The organism is Labrys methylaminiphilus subsp. lupini, assembly GCF_051161885.1.
Lineage (GTDB): Bacteria > Pseudomonadota > Alphaproteobacteria > Rhizobiales > Labraceae > Labrys.
The window spans coordinates 290,581-308,145 of record NZ_JBMDIH010000001.1 but is presented as its reverse complement, the minus strand read 5'-3'; the positions used below and the strand labels follow the sequence as shown (position 1 = coordinate 308,145).

Annotated in this window: 16 protein-coding genes; 7 read left to right on the top strand and 9 right to left on the bottom strand. The window is 63.6% G+C overall.

What is annotated here, in order from left to right:
* Window positions 1–131 precede the first annotated feature (131 nt).
* From ACN6KF_RS01345 to ACN6KF_RS01330, 4 genes are all read left to right on the top strand, one after another.
* Complete coding sequence (locus ACN6KF_RS01345) at window positions 132–3,281, top strand: cyclic nucleotide-binding domain-containing protein (RefSeq protein WP_434955103.1); 3,150 nt, start codon at window positions 132–134, stop codon at window positions 3,279–3,281.
* Between the two features lie 178 nt (window positions 3,282–3,459).
* Window positions 3,460–4,512, top strand: coding sequence for a CobW family GTP-binding protein (locus tag ACN6KF_RS01340; RefSeq protein WP_434955102.1), 1,053 nt, complete (start codon window positions 3,460–3,462; stop codon window positions 4,510–4,512).
* Between the two features lie 141 nt (window positions 4,513–4,653).
* Window positions 4,654–5,664, top strand: coding sequence for a WD40 repeat domain-containing protein (locus ACN6KF_RS01335; protein WP_434955101.1), 1,011 nt, complete (start codon window positions 4,654–4,656; stop codon window positions 5,662–5,664).
* 4 nt (window positions 5,665–5,668) lie between these two features.
* The gene (locus tag ACN6KF_RS01330; protein WP_434955100.1) at window positions 5,669–5,929 is read left to right on the top strand and encodes a hypothetical protein; all 261 of its coding nucleotides are present in this window, start codon (window positions 5,669–5,671) and stop codon (window positions 5,927–5,929) included.
* A gap of 33 nt (window positions 5,930–5,962) precedes the next feature.
* Here the strand turns inward: ACN6KF_RS01330 and ACN6KF_RS01325 are convergent, their stop codons facing one another.
* The 9 genes from ACN6KF_RS01325 to ACN6KF_RS01285 form a co-directional block, all read right to left on the bottom strand.
* Window positions 5,963–6,604, bottom strand: coding sequence for an amino acid ABC transporter permease (locus ACN6KF_RS01325; protein WP_434955099.1), 642 nt, complete (start codon window positions 6,602–6,604; stop codon window positions 5,963–5,965).
* Window positions 6,601–7,269, bottom strand: a complete 669-nt coding sequence (locus ACN6KF_RS01320) for an amino acid ABC transporter permease (protein ID WP_434955098.1) — start codon at window positions 7,267–7,269, stop codon at window positions 6,601–6,603. Before ACN6KF_RS01320 ends, ACN6KF_RS01325 begins: the two co-directional genes overlap by 4 nt.
* Before the next feature lie 157 nt (window positions 7,270–7,426).
* Window positions 7,427–8,218 carry a transporter substrate-binding domain-containing protein gene (locus ACN6KF_RS01315; protein ID WP_434955097.1) on the bottom strand — a complete coding sequence of 264 codons (792 nt, stop codon included), beginning with the start codon at window positions 8,216–8,218 and terminating at the stop codon, window positions 7,427–7,429.
* 48 nt (window positions 8,219–8,266) lie between these two features.
* Complete coding sequence (locus tag ACN6KF_RS01310) at window positions 8,267–9,358, bottom strand: ABC transporter ATP-binding protein (protein ID WP_434955096.1); 1,092 nt, start codon at window positions 9,356–9,358, stop codon at window positions 8,267–8,269.
* A gap of 31 nt (window positions 9,359–9,389) precedes the next feature.
* The gene (locus tag ACN6KF_RS01305; protein ID WP_434955095.1) at window positions 9,390–10,226 is read right to left on the bottom strand and encodes an ABC transporter permease; all 837 of its coding nucleotides are present in this window, start codon (window positions 10,224–10,226) and stop codon (window positions 9,390–9,392) included.
* Window positions 10,223–11,113: an ABC transporter permease gene (locus ACN6KF_RS01300; protein WP_434955094.1), complete on the bottom strand. Its 891-nt coding sequence runs from the start codon at window positions 11,111–11,113 to the stop codon at window positions 10,223–10,225. Before ACN6KF_RS01300 ends, ACN6KF_RS01305 begins: the two co-directional genes overlap by 4 nt.
* A 255-nt stretch (window positions 11,114–11,368) precedes the next feature.
* Window positions 11,369–12,439, bottom strand: coding sequence for an ABC transporter substrate-binding protein (locus ACN6KF_RS01295; protein WP_434955093.1), 1,071 nt, complete (start codon window positions 12,437–12,439; stop codon window positions 11,369–11,371).
* 590 nt (window positions 12,440–13,029) lie between these two features.
* On the bottom strand, window positions 13,030–13,887 hold the full coding sequence (locus tag ACN6KF_RS01290) for a LysR substrate-binding domain-containing protein (RefSeq protein ID WP_434955092.1): 858 nt from the start codon (window positions 13,885–13,887) through the stop codon (window positions 13,030–13,032).
* Window positions 13,888–14,183: 296 nt separating this feature from the next.
* Window positions 14,184–14,570: a RidA family protein gene (locus ACN6KF_RS01285; RefSeq protein WP_434955091.1), complete on the bottom strand. Its 387-nt coding sequence runs from the start codon at window positions 14,568–14,570 to the stop codon at window positions 14,184–14,186.
* Between the two features lie 145 nt (window positions 14,571–14,715).
* Here ACN6KF_RS01285 and ACN6KF_RS01280 point away from each other — a divergent pair, with 145 nt between their 5' ends.
* The 3 genes from ACN6KF_RS01280 (at window position 14,716) to ACN6KF_RS01270 (ending at window position 17,564) form a co-directional block, all read left to right on the top strand.
* Window positions 14,716–15,732 (top strand): ABC transporter substrate-binding protein, encoded by a 1,017-nt coding sequence (locus tag ACN6KF_RS01280; protein ID WP_434955090.1) that lies wholly within the window; start codon window positions 14,716–14,718, stop codon window positions 15,730–15,732.
* Between the two features lie 160 nt (window positions 15,733–15,892).
* The gene (locus ACN6KF_RS01275) at window positions 15,893–16,690 is read left to right on the top strand and encodes an ABC transporter ATP-binding protein (protein ID WP_434955089.1); all 798 of its coding nucleotides are present in this window, start codon (window positions 15,893–15,895) and stop codon (window positions 16,688–16,690) included.
* 34 nt (window positions 16,691–16,724) lie between these two features.
* Window positions 16,725–17,564, top strand: a complete 840-nt coding sequence (locus tag ACN6KF_RS01270; RefSeq protein ID WP_434955088.1) for an ABC transporter permease — start codon at window positions 16,725–16,727, stop codon at window positions 17,562–17,564.
* Window position 17,565: the final 1 nt, after the last annotated feature.

Here is a 17,565-nt window from a genome sequence, read left to right as displayed (position 1 = left end):
ACTTCAATCGATAAGTATTTCGATTACAATTATCCGTATTTCCCGGTATTTTGACTTCAGGCACCGACCGAAGACCACCTCACTCAAGTCGTGTGCGCTATTGGTACGAGGGAGCGGTGAAGCAAGAGCCCATGCCGAGCATCCAGGCCGAGGCGCCCGGCCGGGGGTCCATCGAGCCGGCGGCGGATGGCAAGACGCTCCCCCCATTGTTTGTCTATATTTGGCGCAACAGCCGGCGGCAGCAGATCATTATCCTGGTCGCGGTCCTGCTCTCCTTGCCGTTCTACTTTCTGTCGCTCGACCTGCCCCGCAGCATCGTCAACGATGCCATCCAGGGTCGCGCTTTCCCGCACGAAGTTACCGAGGCGCCGCTTTTCGCCCTCAGCCTGACCCTGCCGGCCTTTCTGGGCGGCGGCACGCTGAGTTATGCAGGCGTCACCTTCTCCCGCATCGCCTATCTGATGGTGCTCAGCTCCGTCTTCATGCTGCTGGTGCTGGTCAACGGTGCTTTTCGCTATGTCATCAACATGCAGAAGGGCAAGCTCGGCGAGGAATTGTTGCGTCGCCTGCGCCTCGATCTCTTCGACCTGTTGCTGCGCTTCAGGCCCGAAGCCATCCGCACGATTCGCTCGGCAGAGGTCGCTACCATCATCCGTGACGAGGTCGAGCCGATCGGCGGCTTCGTCGGCGACGCCTATATCCAACCCGCTTTTCTTGGCAGCCAGGCTCTCACCGCCCTCGGCTTCATCCTGCTGCAAAGTCCCCTGCTTGGCCTTCTCGCTGCGGCCATGGTGCTGGTCCAGGGCCTGATCATCCCGCGGCTGCGGCGCGAGCAGCTCAGGCTCGGGCGCCAGCGCCAGGCACGCTCACGCTCGCTTGCCGGTCATGTCGGCGAGATCGTCGACGGCATCGGCGAGGTCAGCAACCATGGCACGGCTGCCTACGAAAGGCACAGGATCGTCGGCATTCTCGATGAGCTCTTCTGGATCCGCTATCGCCTTTATGGCCGGAAGTTCATGGTGAAATTCATCAATTCCGTGCTGGCGCAGGTGACGCCCTTCCTGTTCTACGCGCTGGGCGGCTATTTCGCCTTGCGCGGTTCGCTGGACATCGGCCAGTTGGTGGCGGTGATCGCGGCCTATCGCGACCTGCCACCGCCCATCAAGGAGTTGATCGACTGGGACCAGCAGCGCCAGGACGTCGAGGTCAAATATGAGCAGATCCTGGAGCAGTTCTCCCTGGCCGAACTGCCTCGGCCCACCAGAGCGGCCCCCGACCTGACGTCCGGCGGCTCCATCGCCGTCGAAGCCCTGCGGATCCACGCGCCAAGCGGCGACGTCCTCCTCGACAACGCCAATCTCACCCTGCCGCTGGGGTCGCACGTGCTGTTCACCGGCTCCCGCGGCGAGGGCTTCATCGCCCTGGCCCAGGTTCTGGCGCGCCGCCTGACGGAATTCAGCGGCAGGGTACGCTTTGCCGGACAGGACATCGCCGCCCTGCCTGCAGACTGGATCGGGGAAAATCTCGGTTATCTCGGTCCCGATTGCAGCATTTTTGGGCGTTCGCTGCGCGATAACATCGTCTACAGCCTGCTAAACCAACCTGTTGGCGCGAGTGCGAGCGTCGTTGATCTGAGCAGGGCCGGGGCAACCGATTCGCGGGAACTCGACCAGCTTATCGTCAACCTGCTGGCCGAGGTCGGCCTCGCCGAGGCTGTCTATGGCTTCGGCCTTGCCCGCAAATTCGCCGTCGAGCCCGATCCCGAGCTTGCCCAACGCCTCGTTGCCTGCCGCCGGCAGCTCATCCGGGAACTCGAAGCGACGCATCTGGCTGAGCTGATCGAGCCTTTCGATCCGGCCTGCTTCAACCCCTATGCCACCCTGGGCGAGAACCTGTTCTTCGGCGTGCCGACCGCCGAAGGCGCCATCGAGGCCCTGATCGACGACCCGCAGATCGCCGCCTTGCTGGCCGAGCAGGGACTCGATCGCAGCCTCGCCGACCTGGGACTGAAAATCAGCGCGACCATGGTGGAAGTCTTCTCGCAGATCGCCGCAGACCATATCGCATTCGAGCGCTTTTCCTTCATCTCTTCGAGCGATCTGCCGCACTTTGCCGAGATTGTCGCCCGCGCCGGCGCACGAGGCACCGGCACCCTTGCACCAACCGAACGCAAAAGCCTGCTCATGCTGGCGCTCAATTATGTCGAGACCCGCCACTGGCTTGGGCTGGTGACCGATGCCCTCGCCGAGACGATCGTGCGAACCCGCAGGCAGATCATGGCCCTCGATCCCGCCCGGTTCGTCCGAAAGCTGGAATTCTACGCGCCCGACCGGCTCTGCCCCGCCGCACCGCTGCGCGACAATCTGCTGTTCGGACGCATCGACCATGCGATGGCCGGCGCCGAAGAGCGCGTCATGACCACCCTGCGCAAGGTCGTGCAGGATTGCGGGCTCGAGCCTGTCATCTACCGGCTCGGCCTCGATCAGGAGGCCGGCCCCGGCGGACGCCTGCTGCTGCCGGCCCACAAATGCGCGCTTGCTTTGGCGCGCTGTCTCATCAAACGCCCGAAGATCCTCATCCTCGACCAGCCCGACCTGATGTTTCCGGAAGGCCAGCGCGCCCTCATCCTGGAGACGGCGCGCCGCCGCATGGCCGGGTGTACCCTCATCGTCGCCACGCGGGACGACACGGCGCGGACTTCGTTCGATGTCGTGGTTGCGACCCGTGGCAACCGCATCGAAGCGGTGACCCGGGTATCCGCGCCGACGGCGCCCCAGGAAGCCGTGCCCGAGACGCTGATCGATGACTTGCCCGAGGTCCAGGCCCTGCGCGACGTGCCGATGTTCGCGGCCCTGGACACGCCACGCCTGAAGCTGATCGCCTTCACCTGCGAACACGTGGCGTTCGCACAAGGCCAGACCCTGTTTCGCCAGGGCGATGTCGCCGATGCCGCCTATGTCATCCTCTCGGGCACCGCCGACGCCTTCATGGAACATGAGGGCGAGAGCTTTCACCTGTCCACGACCGAGCGGCATTCCATCATCGGCGAGATGGGACTGATAGGCAGCTTGCCTCGTTCGGCCACGGTGGTGGCGGCCACTGACCTCGGCACCCTGAAGATCGCCAAGGACATTTTCGTCAATCTCCTTACCGAACTGCCCTCCGTTGCGCTCGTGGTGATGCGCGACCAGATCAAACGGCTGGTCCTTGCCGAGAGCCGCCTCACCCGCCTGATGCAAGGCCTGCCTCCCTTCGGCGCGGATGACCCCGGTCCGTCCTGAGCAGAAACGGGCCGGCGCACGAGGCCTTTGAACGCAGCATCAAGAATCGCGCGCTTTGGGGCTTACATCTCGGGCCATCAATCCAATATAAGGCTGAGCGAATGCGGCTGGGACGAATGCGCACCCGGCCGTGCGCCTATCCGTTGCTGAAGAGTGCGTCCGCGCTCCGGAGATTGCCATGGCCGACACGATTGCTTCCGAAAGCAAGACGTCCGACAAGATTCCCGTCACCGTTCTCACCGGCTATCTCGGCGCCGGCAAGACCACCCTGCTCAACCGGATCCTGACCGAGCCCCATGGCAAGCGCTATGCCGTCATCGTCAATGAATTCGGCGAGATCGGCATCGACAACGACCTCATCGTCGACGCCGACGAAGAGGTGTTCGAGATGAACAATGGCTGCGTGTGCTGCACGGTGCGGGGCGACCTCATCCGCATCATCGACGGCCTGCTCAAGCGCAAGGGCAAGTTCGACGCCATCCTGGTGGAGACCACGGGCCTCGCCGATCCCGCGCCGGTAGCGCAGACCTTCTTCGTCGACCAGGATGTCGCCGAAAAGACCCGCCTCGACGCTGTGGTCACCGTGGCCGATGCCAAATGGCTCAAGGATCGCCTCAAGGACGCCCCCGAGGCCAAGAACCAGATCGCCTTCGCCGACGTCATCGTGCTGAACAAGACCGACCTCGTCACTGCGCCCGAACTGCATGAGGTCGAGATGCGCATCCGCGCTCTCAACCCTTATGCCAAGCTGCACAAGGCGACCCGTTCCAACGTGGCGATCTCAGATGTGCTCGGCCGCAACGCCTTCGACCTCGACCGCATCCTGGACCTGGAACCCGCTTTCCTCGAGGTCGACGAGCACGACCATGATCACGACCATCACCATGGCCATGACCATCATCACCATGACCACGGACTGAAGCACTATCACGACGAGACCATGCAGTCCTTGTCGCTGAAGATCGATGGCGATGTCGATCCGGCCAAGTTCATGCCCTGGATCGACCGCATCGCCCAGAGCGAGGGGCCGAGCCTGCTGCGCTGGAAGGGTATCCTCTCCTTCAAGGACGAGCCGCGCCGTTTCGTGCTGCAGGGCGTGCACATGATCGTGGACGGCGACCTCCAGCGGGAGTGGAAGCCGGACGAAAAGCGAGAATCGCGTCTCGTCTTCATCGGACACAATCTCAACCGCGACGAGCTCGAAAAGGGCTTCCGCGCCTGCGCGGCGTGATCGTATACCCTCCCCTGCAGGGGGAGGGTCGGCCTGAAGGCTGGGGTGGGACGAATTCACCGCCCACCCGGACCCGTCACCTCCCGACGCTACGCGTCGACCCTCCCCCTCCAGGGAGGGTGTAAGTTCCAAGAGTCTCCCTTGAACACCACCACCTTCCCTTCCCTGTCCGAGAGCGTCACCTCGATCGAAGCCGGCAGCCATGTGCTGGCCTGCCATTGGCTTGGCCGCACGCCTGTCTTTGCGTTGGCCGACGGCACCGTGCTCAGGGCGGAGATCGGCGAAGAGAAGCGCGACGCCCTGTTCGGCGATGCCGGCCTGCTGGCCGTCACCGCCAATGCCACCACACTCGTCGCCGGCGGCGATGACGGCCGAATCATGGCCCTCTCCGCCAATGGCGAGATCGGCCAGATCGGGCAGGCCGGCAACAGATGGATCGACGCTGTGGCGGTGTCCGCAGGAGGCGCGACGGCCTGGTCGGCGGGCAAGGCCGTCTATGCCCGCGACGAGAAGGGTACTGTGAAGCAGTGGACGGCGCCGTCCAGCGTGCGGGGCCTTGCCTTCATGCCCAAAGGCTACCGCCTCGCCGTGGCGCACTACAATGGCGTATCCGCCTGGTTTCCCAATTCGAGCGCTGCCCCCGAATTCTACGAATGGAAGGGCAGCCACCTCGACATCACGATTTCGCCCGACAACCGCTTCATCGTCACCTCCATGCAGGAGAACACGCTCCATGGCTGGACTGTGGCCGAGAAGAAGCACATGCGCATGTCGGGCTATCCCTCCAAGACACGCTCCTTCTCCTGGTCGCATGACGGCAACTGGCTGGCAACTTCCGGCGCCGATGCCGGCATCGTCTGGCCGTTCCAGAGCAAGGACGGTCCCATGGGTAAGGCTCCGCGCGAATGCGGTATCCGCCACGCCAAGGTGACGCAGGTGGCCTTCCACCCCAAGGCGCTGGTGCTGGCGCTCGGCTATGAGGACGGCTGCGTGCTGCTTTGCCGCCTGACCGACGCCTCCGAAATCCTGGTGCGCCGTGCCATGCCCGGATCGGGCATCACAGCCCTGGCCTGGGACAAGACAGGAGCCCAGCTCGCCCTCGGCGCCGAGGATGGCGCTGCCGGCATCCTCACTTTGCCCGGAGCTGCCTGAGGCGATGTTCGGCCTGTTCCGCAAATCCAGCCAGGCCGAGCGCGACAGGGCAGCCGCCATCAAGCAGATGGCCCGGGAGATCCTGGGCCTCGGCGAGGAGACCACCATCTCCGTCAGCGAAATCCAATGCGGCGATGCCGCCTGCCCAGGCACGGAAACGGTGATCCTGGTCATGCAGCCGGGCGTCAAGACCAAGGCCTACAAGGTGCTGGCGCCGCTCCTGGAGGTGGAACGGGCTGCAGTAGAGCTGGCCTTGGCTGGATAGGGCCAGCTGGAAACCGGCGTTCCAGGAGTGCCCCTACACCCCGCGCCTTTCCAGTGCATCGACGTAGCGCGTCAAGGGGAAGCAGATCACGAAGAAGATCAACGCCACGCAGCCATAGACGATGAAGGGCTGGAAGGTGGCGTTGTTGATGGCATTGGCCGTGCGCAGCAATTCCTCGAAGCCGATGATCGAGGTCAGCGCCGTGCTCTTCACCAGTTGCACCAGGAAGCCGACGGTCGGGGCGCGCGTCATCGAGAGGACCTGGGGCAGGACGATCAGGCGCAATTGGCGCCAGTAATGCAGGCCAAGGCTGGCGCTCGCCTCCCACTGGCCCCGCGGCAAGGCTTCGACGCCGCCCCGCCAGATCTCTGCGAGAAAGGCGCTGGCGCACAAGGTCAGGCCGAGCACTGCCGTCAGCCAGGGGTCTATGCGCAGGCCGATGCGCGGCAGACCGAAGAACACCAGGAAGAGCTGCAGCAGGAGCGGGGTGCCCTGGAACAGCCCGATATACCATTCGGCCGGCCGGCTCAGCCATTTGCGGCTGTCGATGCGGGCGATCAGGATGGCGAGGCCGACCAGGCCGCCACCGATGAAGGCGACGATCGAGAGAAGCACGGTCCAGCGGGCTGCCAGCAACAGATTGCGCGCGATGTCCCAGAAGGTGAACTCGATCATGCCAGACCTCCGAACAGGAAACGCCGGCCGCCGAACTGCAGGAGACGCCGCAGGACGATGCTCAGCACCAGATAGATCAAAGCGACCACCAGATAGGTCTCGAAGGGCAGGAAGGTGCGCGCCTGGATGAGATCGGCTTCATAAGTGAGTTCCTTCACCGCGATCTGCGAGACGGCCGCCGATTCCAGCATCATGATGACGATCTGGCTGCTGAGGGCCGGAAAGATCACCTTGAGGGCCTGAGGCAGCACGATCTTGACGAAGACCTGCCGTGGTCGCAGGCCCAGGGCCAGCCCCGCCTCCTTCTGCCCCCGCGAGACGGCGTCGAGGCCGGCGCCGACGATCTCGATGCCATAAGCGGTGAGGTTGATGGTAACAGCCACGATGGCGACCATCAGCGGATTGAGCAGGATGCCGAGGCTCGGCAGCCCGAAGAAGATGAAGAACATCTGCACGATGAACGGCGTATTGCGGATCAACTCCACATAGACAGTCACCAGATAGCGGACCGGCGCATGGCGGCTGCGCCGGCCGGCGGCACCCAGAACGCTGAGGAACAGGCCGAACACGGCCGAGACCAGGATCATCAGGATCGTGATCCCGGCGCCTCTTGCGATCGCGGCAAGCGCGGCGCCGAGCCAGCCGAAGTCGAGACTACTGCCCATTTCCGTGCCCTTCCCTTCAAAGCCGGGGCGCACCAACGGCCTTGATGCCTGAACGATGAGGCGTCGTCATTGCGAGAGGAGCGAAGCAATCCAGGTCCCTGGATTGCCGCGTCGCAGTGCTCCTCGCAATGACGTGCGGGTCAATTCTGAGAACCGCTCAGTCCTTGAGATCCTTGGGATCGAGCGGCTTTTGCAACCACTTCACCGAGATCTCGTTGAGCTTGCCATCCGCCAGCAGCTTGGCGACGGCGTCATTGAGAGCCTGCTTGAGGCGGGGCTCGTTCTTGTTGATGGCGATATGATCGGGCGAAGACAGCAGCTGGAACTTCTGCTCGGGCTTGAGATCCACCCGCTTGGCCAGCACCTGCGAGCCGACGTCGTTGCCGACCACCATCACCTGGGCCTGGCCGGAGAGGAAGGCCTGGATCACCGAATTGTAATTGTCGAAGCGGCGAACATCGGCGGAAGCCGGCACCACCGCCGTGAGGGAAGTGTCCTCCAGCGTGCCGCGATTGACGGCAATGGTCTTGTCGCCGAGGTCTTCCTTTCCGGCCACCTTGAGGGCCTGCGGGCCGATCACGGCGATATAATAGGGCGCATAGGCCGATACGTAATCGACCACCTTCTCGCGTTCGGCGCTGTAGCCGACGCTCATCAAGAGGTCGACGCGCTTTTCGGTCAGGAAGGGAATGCGATTCTGGCCGGTCACGCTGACGAGGTTGAGCTTGACCTTCAGGCCGTCGGCGAGGATCTGCGCGACGTCGATGTCATAGCCCTTCAGGCTCATATCCGGGTTGACCGAGGAGAAGGGCGGGAAGTCGCCGAAGACGCCGACATTGATCACGCCGGCCTTGGTGATGTCGTCGAGTGCGTCGGCCTTGGCCGCGACGGTCGCGGCAAACAGGGCGGCCGTCAGGGTGGCGGCCCGCAGGAGACTGCGTAGGATCATGATGTCGGTCCTTTCCTTGGATGGTTTGTTCTGGTTGGAGGAAATGGCTCAGGCTGCAACCGGCACGACCACGCAGCCTTCGGCCGGCAGCCCGACGATGACCGGCTGGCCGAGGCCGTGCACGTCACCGCCGCGGTTGGGCTGGACGGCGAGAACCTGCCCGCCGCCCTGCAATTCGACCAGGATCTGCCGCATGGCACCGAGCGGAGTCACCTCCAGTACCTGGCCCGGGATGCGGTTGCGCTCACTGGAAAGAGCCGCCGCCTGCAGCGGCATCAGGTCGATGCTCTCGGGGCGCACGCACAGATCGACCTCGCTCCGCCCAGCCGTATCGTGCGGGGTCGAGACCACCAGCTTCAGGCCGTTGGCACCGACGAAGGCGGCAAGGCCGTTGCCCTGGGCTTCCAGGCGGCCACGGAACCAGTTGGCCCTGCCCATGAACTCGGCCACGAAGCGCGAGCGGGGCTTGCCATAGACCTCGTTCGGCGGTCCTTCCTGCACGATGCTGCCACTCTTCATCACGAAGACACGCTCGCCCAGGCTCATCGCCTCCTCCTGATCGTGGGTGACCACGATGGTGGTGGCGTCGACTGCGGCGAGCACCTGCTTGAGTTCGGCCCGCAATTCCTGGCGCAGCTTGGCATCGAGGGCGGACAGCGGTTCGTCGAGCAGGACCAGGCCGGGCCGCGTCGCCAGGGCGCGCGCCAGGGCGACACGCTGCTGCTGGCCGCCACTGAGTTGATGGGGCTTGCGATGGCCGAAATCCGGTAGGCGCACCAGTTCCAGCATCTGCGCAACGCGGTCGTCGATCTCGTTTCGCGGGCAGCCGCGATAGCGCAGCCCGTAGGCAATGTTCTCGGCGATGGTCATATGCGGAAACAGCGCATAATGCTGGAACAGCAGGCCGACATTGCGCTGATAGGGCTTGAGCCGCGTGACATCCTCGCCGGCGATGCGCACCGTGCCGGCATCCGGCCTTTCGAAGCCGGCGATGATGCGCAGAATGGTGGTCTTGCCGCAGCCGCTCGGTCCCAGAAGGGCAACGGTCTCGCCGCCGGCGATCGAGAACGAGACGCCGTCGACCGCCGTCACATCGCCGAAATGCTTGACGGCATCGATGAATTCCACGGAGTTCGCCATGTCTCGCTCCCGTTATTTGAAGAGTAGGTCGTTACCTGAACATTCCTTGGCCGATCAGGCGATCGAAGCCGACGAGCCGTTCCAGGATGATGATGAGGATGGCCGTGATGCCGACGAGCAGGACGGCCGCGGCCGCGATGGTGAGATCGAAGGAGGCCCGCATATTGCTCACCAGCGCCACCGGTAGCGTGTAGGTGGTGGGATCGGTGAGGAAGAGGCTGACGGCAACATCGTCCATCGAGATGGCGAAGGTGAAGACGGCGCCGGTGACGATGCCGGTGCGGATCAGCGGCAGTGTGACGCTCCAGAAGGCCTGCCGCTCCGTGGCGCCCAGGATCAGGGCCGCTTCGGTCAAGCGCTTGTCGCGGCCGACCAGGCTGGCCAGCGTGGCGCGCAGCGCATAGGGCAATGTGATGATGATGTGCCCGGCCAGCAAGCGCGGAAAACCGCTGATCACGCCAATCTTGGAGAGGAAGAGCAGGAGGGCGAAACCCGTCACCACCGCCGGCACGATCAGCGGCGACAGGAAGGCCCCCATGATGACGCCCTTGCCGCGGAAGTCGCCGCGGTCGAGCCCCACCGCCGCTGCGGTCCCGATGACCACATTGACGAGGGTCGCCAGCACCGCGATCTCCAGGCTGGTGCTCAGGCCCGCCACGACATAATCCTGCGAGAACAGTTTTTCGAACCAGTGCAGCGACAGGCCGGGCGGCGGCAGCGGCCCGAGATAGTCGCGGGCGTCGAAGGCGAGCAGCCCCGCCACCAGCAACGGCACGATCAGGAAAGCCAGGCCTAGCCCGATCACGATGTTCGTGGTGGAGATGGCGACACGGTCGCCCCACAGCTTGGTCTTGCCCTCGGCGGTCATGCGCGTTGCCTCCGGCCATGCTGCACCAGCGAGACCAGATAGACGACGATGAGGGTCAGGATCAGCATGGTGATCGAAACGGCGGCGCCGCTGGGATAATTGGAGACGTCGCTGAAGCGGTTGTAGATCACGTTGGAGATGAACAGCACCCGCCCCTTGCCGAGCACCATCGGAATGACGAAGGCGCTGATCGAGAAGGTCAGCGAGACCAGGAAGGCCGAGACCAGCGACGGCAGGCTGCGCGGCAGGGTGATGTCGAGATGGGCCCGCCATGCGGGCGCACCCAGCGACTGTGCGGCATCGATCAGGCGAGGATCGAGATTCTGCACCGTGCCGATCAAAGTCAGCACGCTGATCGGGATCACCGCATGCAAGAGCCCGGCCCCGACCAGCGTCTCGATATACCAGCGGCTGGTCGGCGCTATGCCGAGCAGGGTCAAGAGGGGGCGGGCGATGCCGACCGAGCCGAAGGTGAGCTCCAGCGCATAGGTTCGCACCAGCATGGACAGCAGCACCAGCGTGATCATAAGACCGATGCAGGCGACCCGCCAGCGCTTGGAAAAGCGCCGCACGACGCCATAGGCAATCGGGAAGGCGATGATCATGCCGACCAGCGAGGCGGCGACGCTGATGCGGAACGTCTCCATCAGCACGCCTGCGAAGGACGGGCTGACGAGTTCGCGATAATTGTCGAGCACGAAGGGCGAATCCGCTGCCGAGCCAATGCGACCCGGCACGAATTGACGGAAGCTCTCCAAAGCCAAGTCGATCAACGGAGCGGCGAAGATCAGGGCGAAGACAGCAAGCGCCGGCAAGAGCAGCAGCATCGCGCCGCGATTGGGGGATGGCGTCGCCGCGCTGGTGGTCGGGACGGCTTGGGACGACAAGGCGATATCCTCCTGCAACCTGCCCCGGCTGAGCAGAGGGGCGGAAACGGCATAGGCGCTGACGACACCCTCCCCTGGAGGGGGTCGGCACTTCCTCTTGGAAGTGCCTGGGGTCGAAGCGAAGCGTCGGGGGGGGTTGATCTGACGCCACGTCTTCAAGGTATTTGCCGGCGAGATCTCGGGGTCCCATAAAAGGAGTCACCCCACCCCGGCCTTTCAGGCCGCCCCTCCCCCTCCAGGGGAGGGTTGAGAACCTCAAAGCAACGGGGCGATGTCGGCTTCCCAGCGCTTGGCCCAGGCATCCTGGTTGGACAGCACCACATTGTAGTCGGGTACATGGACGAATTCGTCCATTTCGGCTGGCGTGAAGATGAGATGCTTGAGGTTCTCGGGCTTCTCGGCCTTGGCGTTGAGAGGCGCTTCGCCCGCGACCTTGGCGTAGAGCGTGTTCATCGCCGGGCTGATGGCGAAATTGATGAAGTCCAGCGTTGCCTTGAGATTGGGCCGGTTCTTCAGGACGGCAAAACCGCTCTGATAGAGGAAGGTCGCCATGCCTTTCTGCTTGGTCAGGCGGGTCACCGGGAAATTCTTGGCGACCGCCGCCCAACTCGGTTCTGCAAAAAAGCCGACGGAGGTCTCGCCTGCGGTGAAGGAATTGGTGAAGTCGACATCCGTCACCGCGATGCGACCGATATTGCCGGACTTGGCGAGATCCGCCATCAGCTTCCAGCCCGGCTCCATGTTCTTCTCGTCGCCGCCGCCATGCAGGGCCAGCGCCACGATCTGCAGCATCATGCTCTGGGTCGGGCCGGGCCAGCAGATCGCCCCTTTGAGCTTGGGGTCGAACAGGTCGTCGATCTTGGTGACAGGCATCGGCACGGTGTCGGTGCGATAGCCGAAATACATGCCGCCGACGGCGCGCGGCACCGCCATGATGCCGCCCTTGTCGTTCTTGATGATCATCTTAGCGGGAATATCGGCGAGATTGGGAATGTCGGCTGGATTGACGGTTTCCAGCCAGTCTTCCTTGATCATCGAGTTGAAAGAGCCTTCCCAGCCGGCGACATAGTCGAAATCGGTGCGCGGCCAGATCGCCTTGATCTTGGGCAGGATGGCGGCGGCGCCGCCCTGGTGCAGCACCCAATCGATATCGACGGCGCTTTGCTGCGCGGCGATTTCCTTCATCGCCTTGACGACATCGCCGCCCCATTCGACGGCCGTCAGCTTGGTGCCAGCCGCCCGGGCCGGTGCGGCCTGCCCCAGCAAGACGGGCAGGCTCAGCGAACCCATGAGAGCGAGCAGGTTCCTGCGCGACAATTCGACCATGATGTTTCCCCTCGGTAGCCGTCACCATGCCCTCGTCGTGGATCGACTGTTATGGACAGGCTCGGTACGAGGCCAAGGGGCCTGAAAAAGGCAGGCTGCGGTAGCCGGATAATTCGCGTGAGGGTATAAGCGTTGCTGAATGCTCCCCGGGGGAAACGGATTATCTCATACAGAAGATACTGAGTGTCTGTTTGTCATCCCCGGCGAGGCTACAGGCCTCGGGAAGGGGATCCAGGGGCCAAGAGATTCTACTGCGGCCCCTGGATCCCCTTCCCCTCGCTTCGCTCGGCCGGGGATGACAAAACACTCGCCCGGATCGGTATCAGGCGTGGCCGAGCTCGACTTTTCGTGGCGACTTTGTCGAGCTCGGGTCGGTCACTGAAAACAGCTCAGGCGTGGCCGAGCTCGACTTTTCGTGGCGACTTTGTCGAGCTCGGGTCGGTCACTGAAAACAGCTCAGGCGTGGCCGAGCTCGACTTTTCGTGGCGACTTTGTCGAGCTCGGGTCGGTCACTGAAAACAGCTCAGGCGTGGCCGAGCTCGACTTTTCGTGGCGACTTTGTCGAGCTCGGGTCGGTCACTGAAAACAGCTCAGGCGTGGCCGAGCTCGACCTGGCGCAACACGAAATCGGCCAGGAAGCGCGATTCCTCGCGCGCGCCGCTGCGAACGTACAGGCCGATGTCGATTCGGGCCGAGCCTGGCATGTCGATCGACTTGTCGAGGGCGCGGCAACCCTCGGGAATCGTCGCCGCGATCATCGGACCGATGCCGATGCCGACGCGCACCGCCGTCGCCATCGCCACCAGGGTCGAAGCCTCGCAGACGATGCGCCAGTTGCGGTTGCGCGTAGCCAGCGTCGCCATGGCCGGTCCCCGCCAGGGACAGCTCTCCACGAACATGATCACGGGCAGCGGCATGTCCGGCGTGAACTCGATATCGGCACGCCCGACCCAGTGCAGATATTCGTTCCAGACATGCGCCGGCTTGCGGCTGCAGCGGCTGGTATCGCACACCGCGATATCGAGTTCGTCATTCTCGAGCATGGCGGCCAGGCGCGCATTGGACTCGACCAGGATGTCGATGTCGACACGGGCATTCTTGTCGCGGAAATCCCGGAGAATATCGATCAGGCGGGTAGCGGCAAAATCCTCGACCACGCCGAGGCGGATGCGCCCCTCGATCTGCCGGCCATTCAGGCGCTTGCCGACTTCGTCGGTCAAGGTGAGGATCTCACGGGCATAGGGCACCAGGAGCAGCCCGTCCGCGGTGAGCGTCAGCCCCTTGGGGCTACGCTCGAACAGGTCCGAGCCGACCAGGGCCTCGAGCTTGCGGATCTGCATGCTGACCGCGGCCTGCGTGCGATGCAGCGACAGCGCCGCACCGTTCACCGTCCCCACTTCGGCGACGGAGAGAAAGGCGCGAAGCAGATAGGGATCGAGATTCAGCATGCGGGGCGCCGGATAGGGTGGTCCATGCTTTCGGTCCCCTTGTCTGGCGCCCCCACCTGTGCTGGCTGGCCTTCTGCGACCTCAGGACACCTGTCGGCATTGTTCCACACCGATCAAAAATCACAAGGGCTTATACCGCTCGGCGACAAGTCCCCTTGCCCCCTGGAGCAAAGCGCGTTTAGACGGAAACGCTTGTTTGCTCTAACTCTTTGTTTCCAAGCCAATCCCCAGCGGATTGGCTGGAGCGTCTTTGCGATTCTTGGCGTCACCACCAAATCGCAAAACGCTCTCGGCTCTCACGCCTTTGCAGCCACGACCTCCACCTCGACCTTGAATTCCTCACGCGTGAAGCCCGAGACGATCATCAGGGTGGAGGCAGGCGGCGGGTCGGCGACCACCGCATCGCGGGCCTTCATATAGCCGGCCATGTGCTCGCGGCCGGTGACATAGGCATTGATCCTGACGATGTCGGCGAGCGCCATGCCGGCCTCGGCCAGTATCGCTTCGATCGCCGTGAAGATCAGCCTGGCCTGCGCTTCCGCACCCTCCGGAATCGACTCGTCCGGGCCGATGCCGAGCTGGCCGGAACAAAACACCATGCGGGCGCCGGCCGGCACCTCCACAGCATGGCTGTAGCGGGCGAAGGGCGCACGCAGCGAGGACGGTGTGATGGCGCGAAGCATGACGGGTCTCCGAAAATCTGGCCGGCGCAAAATTAATCGTGATCACGACTTGTGCAAGCTTGAATTGGCGCTAACAATCGTGCGTCGGCGTTGCGGCAATCCGATACCAGAAACTCGCAAGACGAACCGAACAGAGGCGACAGGAATGAACAGCATGCTCAAGACCGCCGTGCTTGCAGCAACGGCCGTGGTTTTTGCCGGCTTGAACGGCGCCTATGCCGAGGAACTGGTGAAAGTGCGCTTCGGCACCAACTGGCTGGCGCAGGGTGAGCATGGCGGCTACTACCAGGCCGTGGCCGACGGCACCTACAAGAAGTTCGGCCTCGACGTCGAGATCGTGCAGGGTGGCCCGACCGCCAACAACGCCACTGCCCTGGTTGCTGGCAAGAACGACTTCTATATGGGCGGCAATCTCGTCGAGGTCTTCTCGGCGGCCAAGGAGGGCGTTCCCCTCGTCGCGGTGGCTGCGACCTTCCAGAAGGACCCGCAGATCCTGATGACGCATCCCGGCGTCGGCCTCGATAGCTGGGATGACCTGAAGAAGGCCAAGACCATCTTCATCGGCCCCGATTTCCAGGCCACCGGCTATGCCTGGATGAAGGCGGCTTTCGGCTTTACCGACGAGGTGGTCAAGCCCTATGACTTCAATCCCGGGCCCTTCATCGCCGACAAACAATCTGTGCAGCAAGGTTATGTGGCGTCCGAGCCTCTCCAGGTGGAAAAGGGCGGCGGCTTCAAGCCCAATGTCTTCCTGATCGCCGACCAGGGCTGGAACACCTATTCGACCCTGATCGTCACCCGCCAGGACATCATCGATGCCAAGCCTGACGTCGTGCAGAAATTCGTCGACGCCTCGGCGATCGGCTGGGCCACCTATCTCTACGGCGACAACAAGCTCGGCAATGCGGCGATCCAGAAGGACAATCCCGACATGACCGACGAGAACCTCGCCTTCGCCGTCAAGCAGATGAAGGCCTATGGCATCGTCATGTCAGGTGACGCCGAGAAAAACGGCATCGGCGCCATGACCGACGAGCACATGAAGTCCTTTTTCGACAAGATGGTCACCGTCGGCCTCTACAAGCCCGATTTCGACTTCAGGAAGGCTTATACGCTGAAATTCGTGAACAAGAATGTCGGTTCCGACCTGATCAAGAAGTGAGCATGGTCAATAAAGTGCATTTCCCGGGAGCGCGGACGTCCACGTCCGCTCTTGGAAACGCCGAGAATGCAGAAAGGAAGAGCGGACGTCGCGACATGCCAGGCATGTCGCTGCGACGTCCGCACTCCCAGGAACAGCCCCTCTCCGCGGGAGCTATGCCTTGACGCTATCCTCCGGCCGCCCGACCGTCGTCTCGCTGCGCGACGTGGGCAAGACCTTCTCCTCGGGCACCACCGCGCTCCAGCATCTCGATCTCGACATCCGCCAGGGTGAGATCCTCTCTTTGCTGGGTCCCTCGGGCTGCGGCAAATCGACGGCACTGCGCATCATTGCCGGGCTGGGCGCGGCCTCGAGCGGCAGCGTTTCCTGGGCCGATGGCGACACCGACCATTCCCGCGACGTGGGTTTCGTCTTCCAGGAGCCGACGCTGATGCCTTGGGCCAGCGTGTTCGACAATGTCTGGCTGCCGTCGCGGCTCAAGGGCGTGTCGCGAAAGGCTGTCCGGGACAAGGTGATGCAGGCCCTCGACAGCGTCGGCCTCACCGCCTTTGCGCAGGCCTATCCGCGCGAACTCTCCGGCGGCATGCGCATGCGCGTCTCCATCGCCCGGGCCATGGTGACCCGCCCGAAGCTCCTCCTCATGGACGAGCCCTTCGCGGCGCTCGACGAAATCACCCGCCAGAAGCTCAACGACGATCTGATGCGCCTGCAGGCAGAGCTTGGCTGGACGGTGGTGTTCGTCACCCATTCGGTATTCGAAAGCGTTTATATTTCCGATCGCATCGTGGTGATGGCGGCTCGGCCGGGACGCGCTTTCGCCGAGATCGCCGTCGACGCCAAGCGCCCGCGCGGCGCGGCCTTCCGCACCACGCCCGTTTACGTCGACTATTGCCGCCAGGCCTCCGCCACGCTGACCTCGGCCATCGGCAAGGCGGTCGAGAGCGTCGACGGACATTGATCGCCAAGAATTTGGACCGGGGGGCAGAAACAGGATGAGCGTGATCAGTTCGGCGGGCGATGCCGCCACTCCTCCCGTCACAACTCGCCGGAACCCGTCGGCACTCCTAAAATGGCTGCTGCCGCTCGCCTTTCTGGTGGTCGTGCTGGGGGCCTGGGAATATTGCGTGGCCGCCGGCCTTACCCCGATGAAGGTGGTGCCCGCCCCCAGCGAGATCTGGGCTGCCTTCTTCCGCGAATGGGAAACACTGGGGCCGGCCTGGCTCTTCACCCTGGAAGTGACGTTGAAAGGCTTCGTGCTCGCGGTGGTGGGCGGCGTTTCGCTCGCCATTCTATTCTCGCTGTCGCGGCTGGTCGAATATACGCTCTATCCCTATGCCATCATCCTGCAGGTCACGCCGGTGCTCGCCCTGGCGCCGCTCTTGCTGGTGATCTTCTCGCAGGCCACCGTGCTCCTGATTTGCGTATGGCTCGTCGCCTTCTTCCCGGTGCTCGCCAACACGCTGATCGGCCTGCGCTCGACCGACCATAATCTGCTCAACCTCTTCGAGCTCTACCGCGCCTCTTCCTGGCAGAAATTGTGGCTGCTGCGCCTGCGCGGGGCCCTGCCCTATTTCCTCGGCGGCGTGCGCATCGCCGGCGGTCTTTCCCTGATCGGCGCCGTGGTGTCGGAACTCGCCACCGGTGCGGGTGGCGCGCGCGGGGGTCTTGGCTATATCATCTATCTCGCGCCACGCTATTTTGCCTATCCGCGGGCCTATGCCGCGCTGGTGCTGCTGTCGCTGACGGGCATCGCCATCTTCCTCGCCCTGTCCTATCTGTCGCATCTCTTGCTGTACAAATGGCATGAGAGCGCGCTGAAGCGGGAAAACTGAC

What these genes read in the sequence shown, in the direction of transcription:
- ACN6KF_RS01295 (WP_434955093.1), bottom strand. Translation starts at nt 12,439, where the DNA reads ATGGTCGAATTGTCGCGCAGGAACCTGCTCGCTCTCATGGGTTCGCTG.
- ACN6KF_RS01315 (WP_434955097.1), bottom strand. Translation starts at nt 8,218, where the DNA reads ATGATCCTACGCAGTCTCCTGCGGGCCGCCACCCTGACGGCCGCCCTG.
- ACN6KF_RS01325 (WP_434955099.1), bottom strand. Translation starts at nt 6,604, where the DNA reads ATGATCGAGTTCACCTTCTGGGACATCGCGCGCAATCTGTTGCTGGCA.
- ACN6KF_RS01330 (WP_434955100.1), top strand. Translation starts at nt 5,669, where the DNA reads ATGTTCGGCCTGTTCCGCAAATCCAGCCAGGCCGAGCGCGACAGGGCA.
- ACN6KF_RS01280 (WP_434955090.1), top strand. Translation starts at nt 14,716, where the DNA reads ATGAACAGCATGCTCAAGACCGCCGTGCTTGCAGCAACGGCCGTGGTT.
- ACN6KF_RS01345 (WP_434955103.1), top strand. Translation starts at nt 132, where the DNA reads ATGCCGAGCATCCAGGCCGAGGCGCCCGGCCGGGGGTCCATCGAGCCG.
- ACN6KF_RS01320 (WP_434955098.1), bottom strand. Translation starts at nt 7,269, where the DNA reads ATGGGCAGTAGTCTCGACTTCGGCTGGCTCGGCGCCGCGCTTGCCGCG.
- ACN6KF_RS01340 (WP_434955102.1), top strand. Translation starts at nt 3,460, where the DNA reads ATGGCCGACACGATTGCTTCCGAAAGCAAGACGTCCGACAAGATTCCC.
- ACN6KF_RS01310 (WP_434955096.1), bottom strand. Translation starts at nt 9,358, where the DNA reads ATGGCGAACTCCGTGGAATTCATCGATGCCGTCAAGCATTTCGGCGAT.
- ACN6KF_RS01305 (WP_434955095.1), bottom strand. Translation starts at nt 10,226, where the DNA reads ATGACCGCCGAGGGCAAGACCAAGCTGTGGGGCGACCGTGTCGCCATC.
- ACN6KF_RS01290 (WP_434955092.1), bottom strand. Translation starts at nt 13,887, where the DNA reads ATGCTGAATCTCGATCCCTATCTGCTTCGCGCCTTTCTCTCCGTCGCC.
- ACN6KF_RS01270 (WP_434955088.1), top strand. Translation starts at nt 16,725, where the DNA reads ATGAGCGTGATCAGTTCGGCGGGCGATGCCGCCACTCCTCCCGTCACA.
- ACN6KF_RS01285 (WP_434955091.1), bottom strand. Translation starts at nt 14,570, where the DNA reads ATGCTTCGCGCCATCACACCGTCCTCGCTGCGTGCGCCCTTCGCCCGC.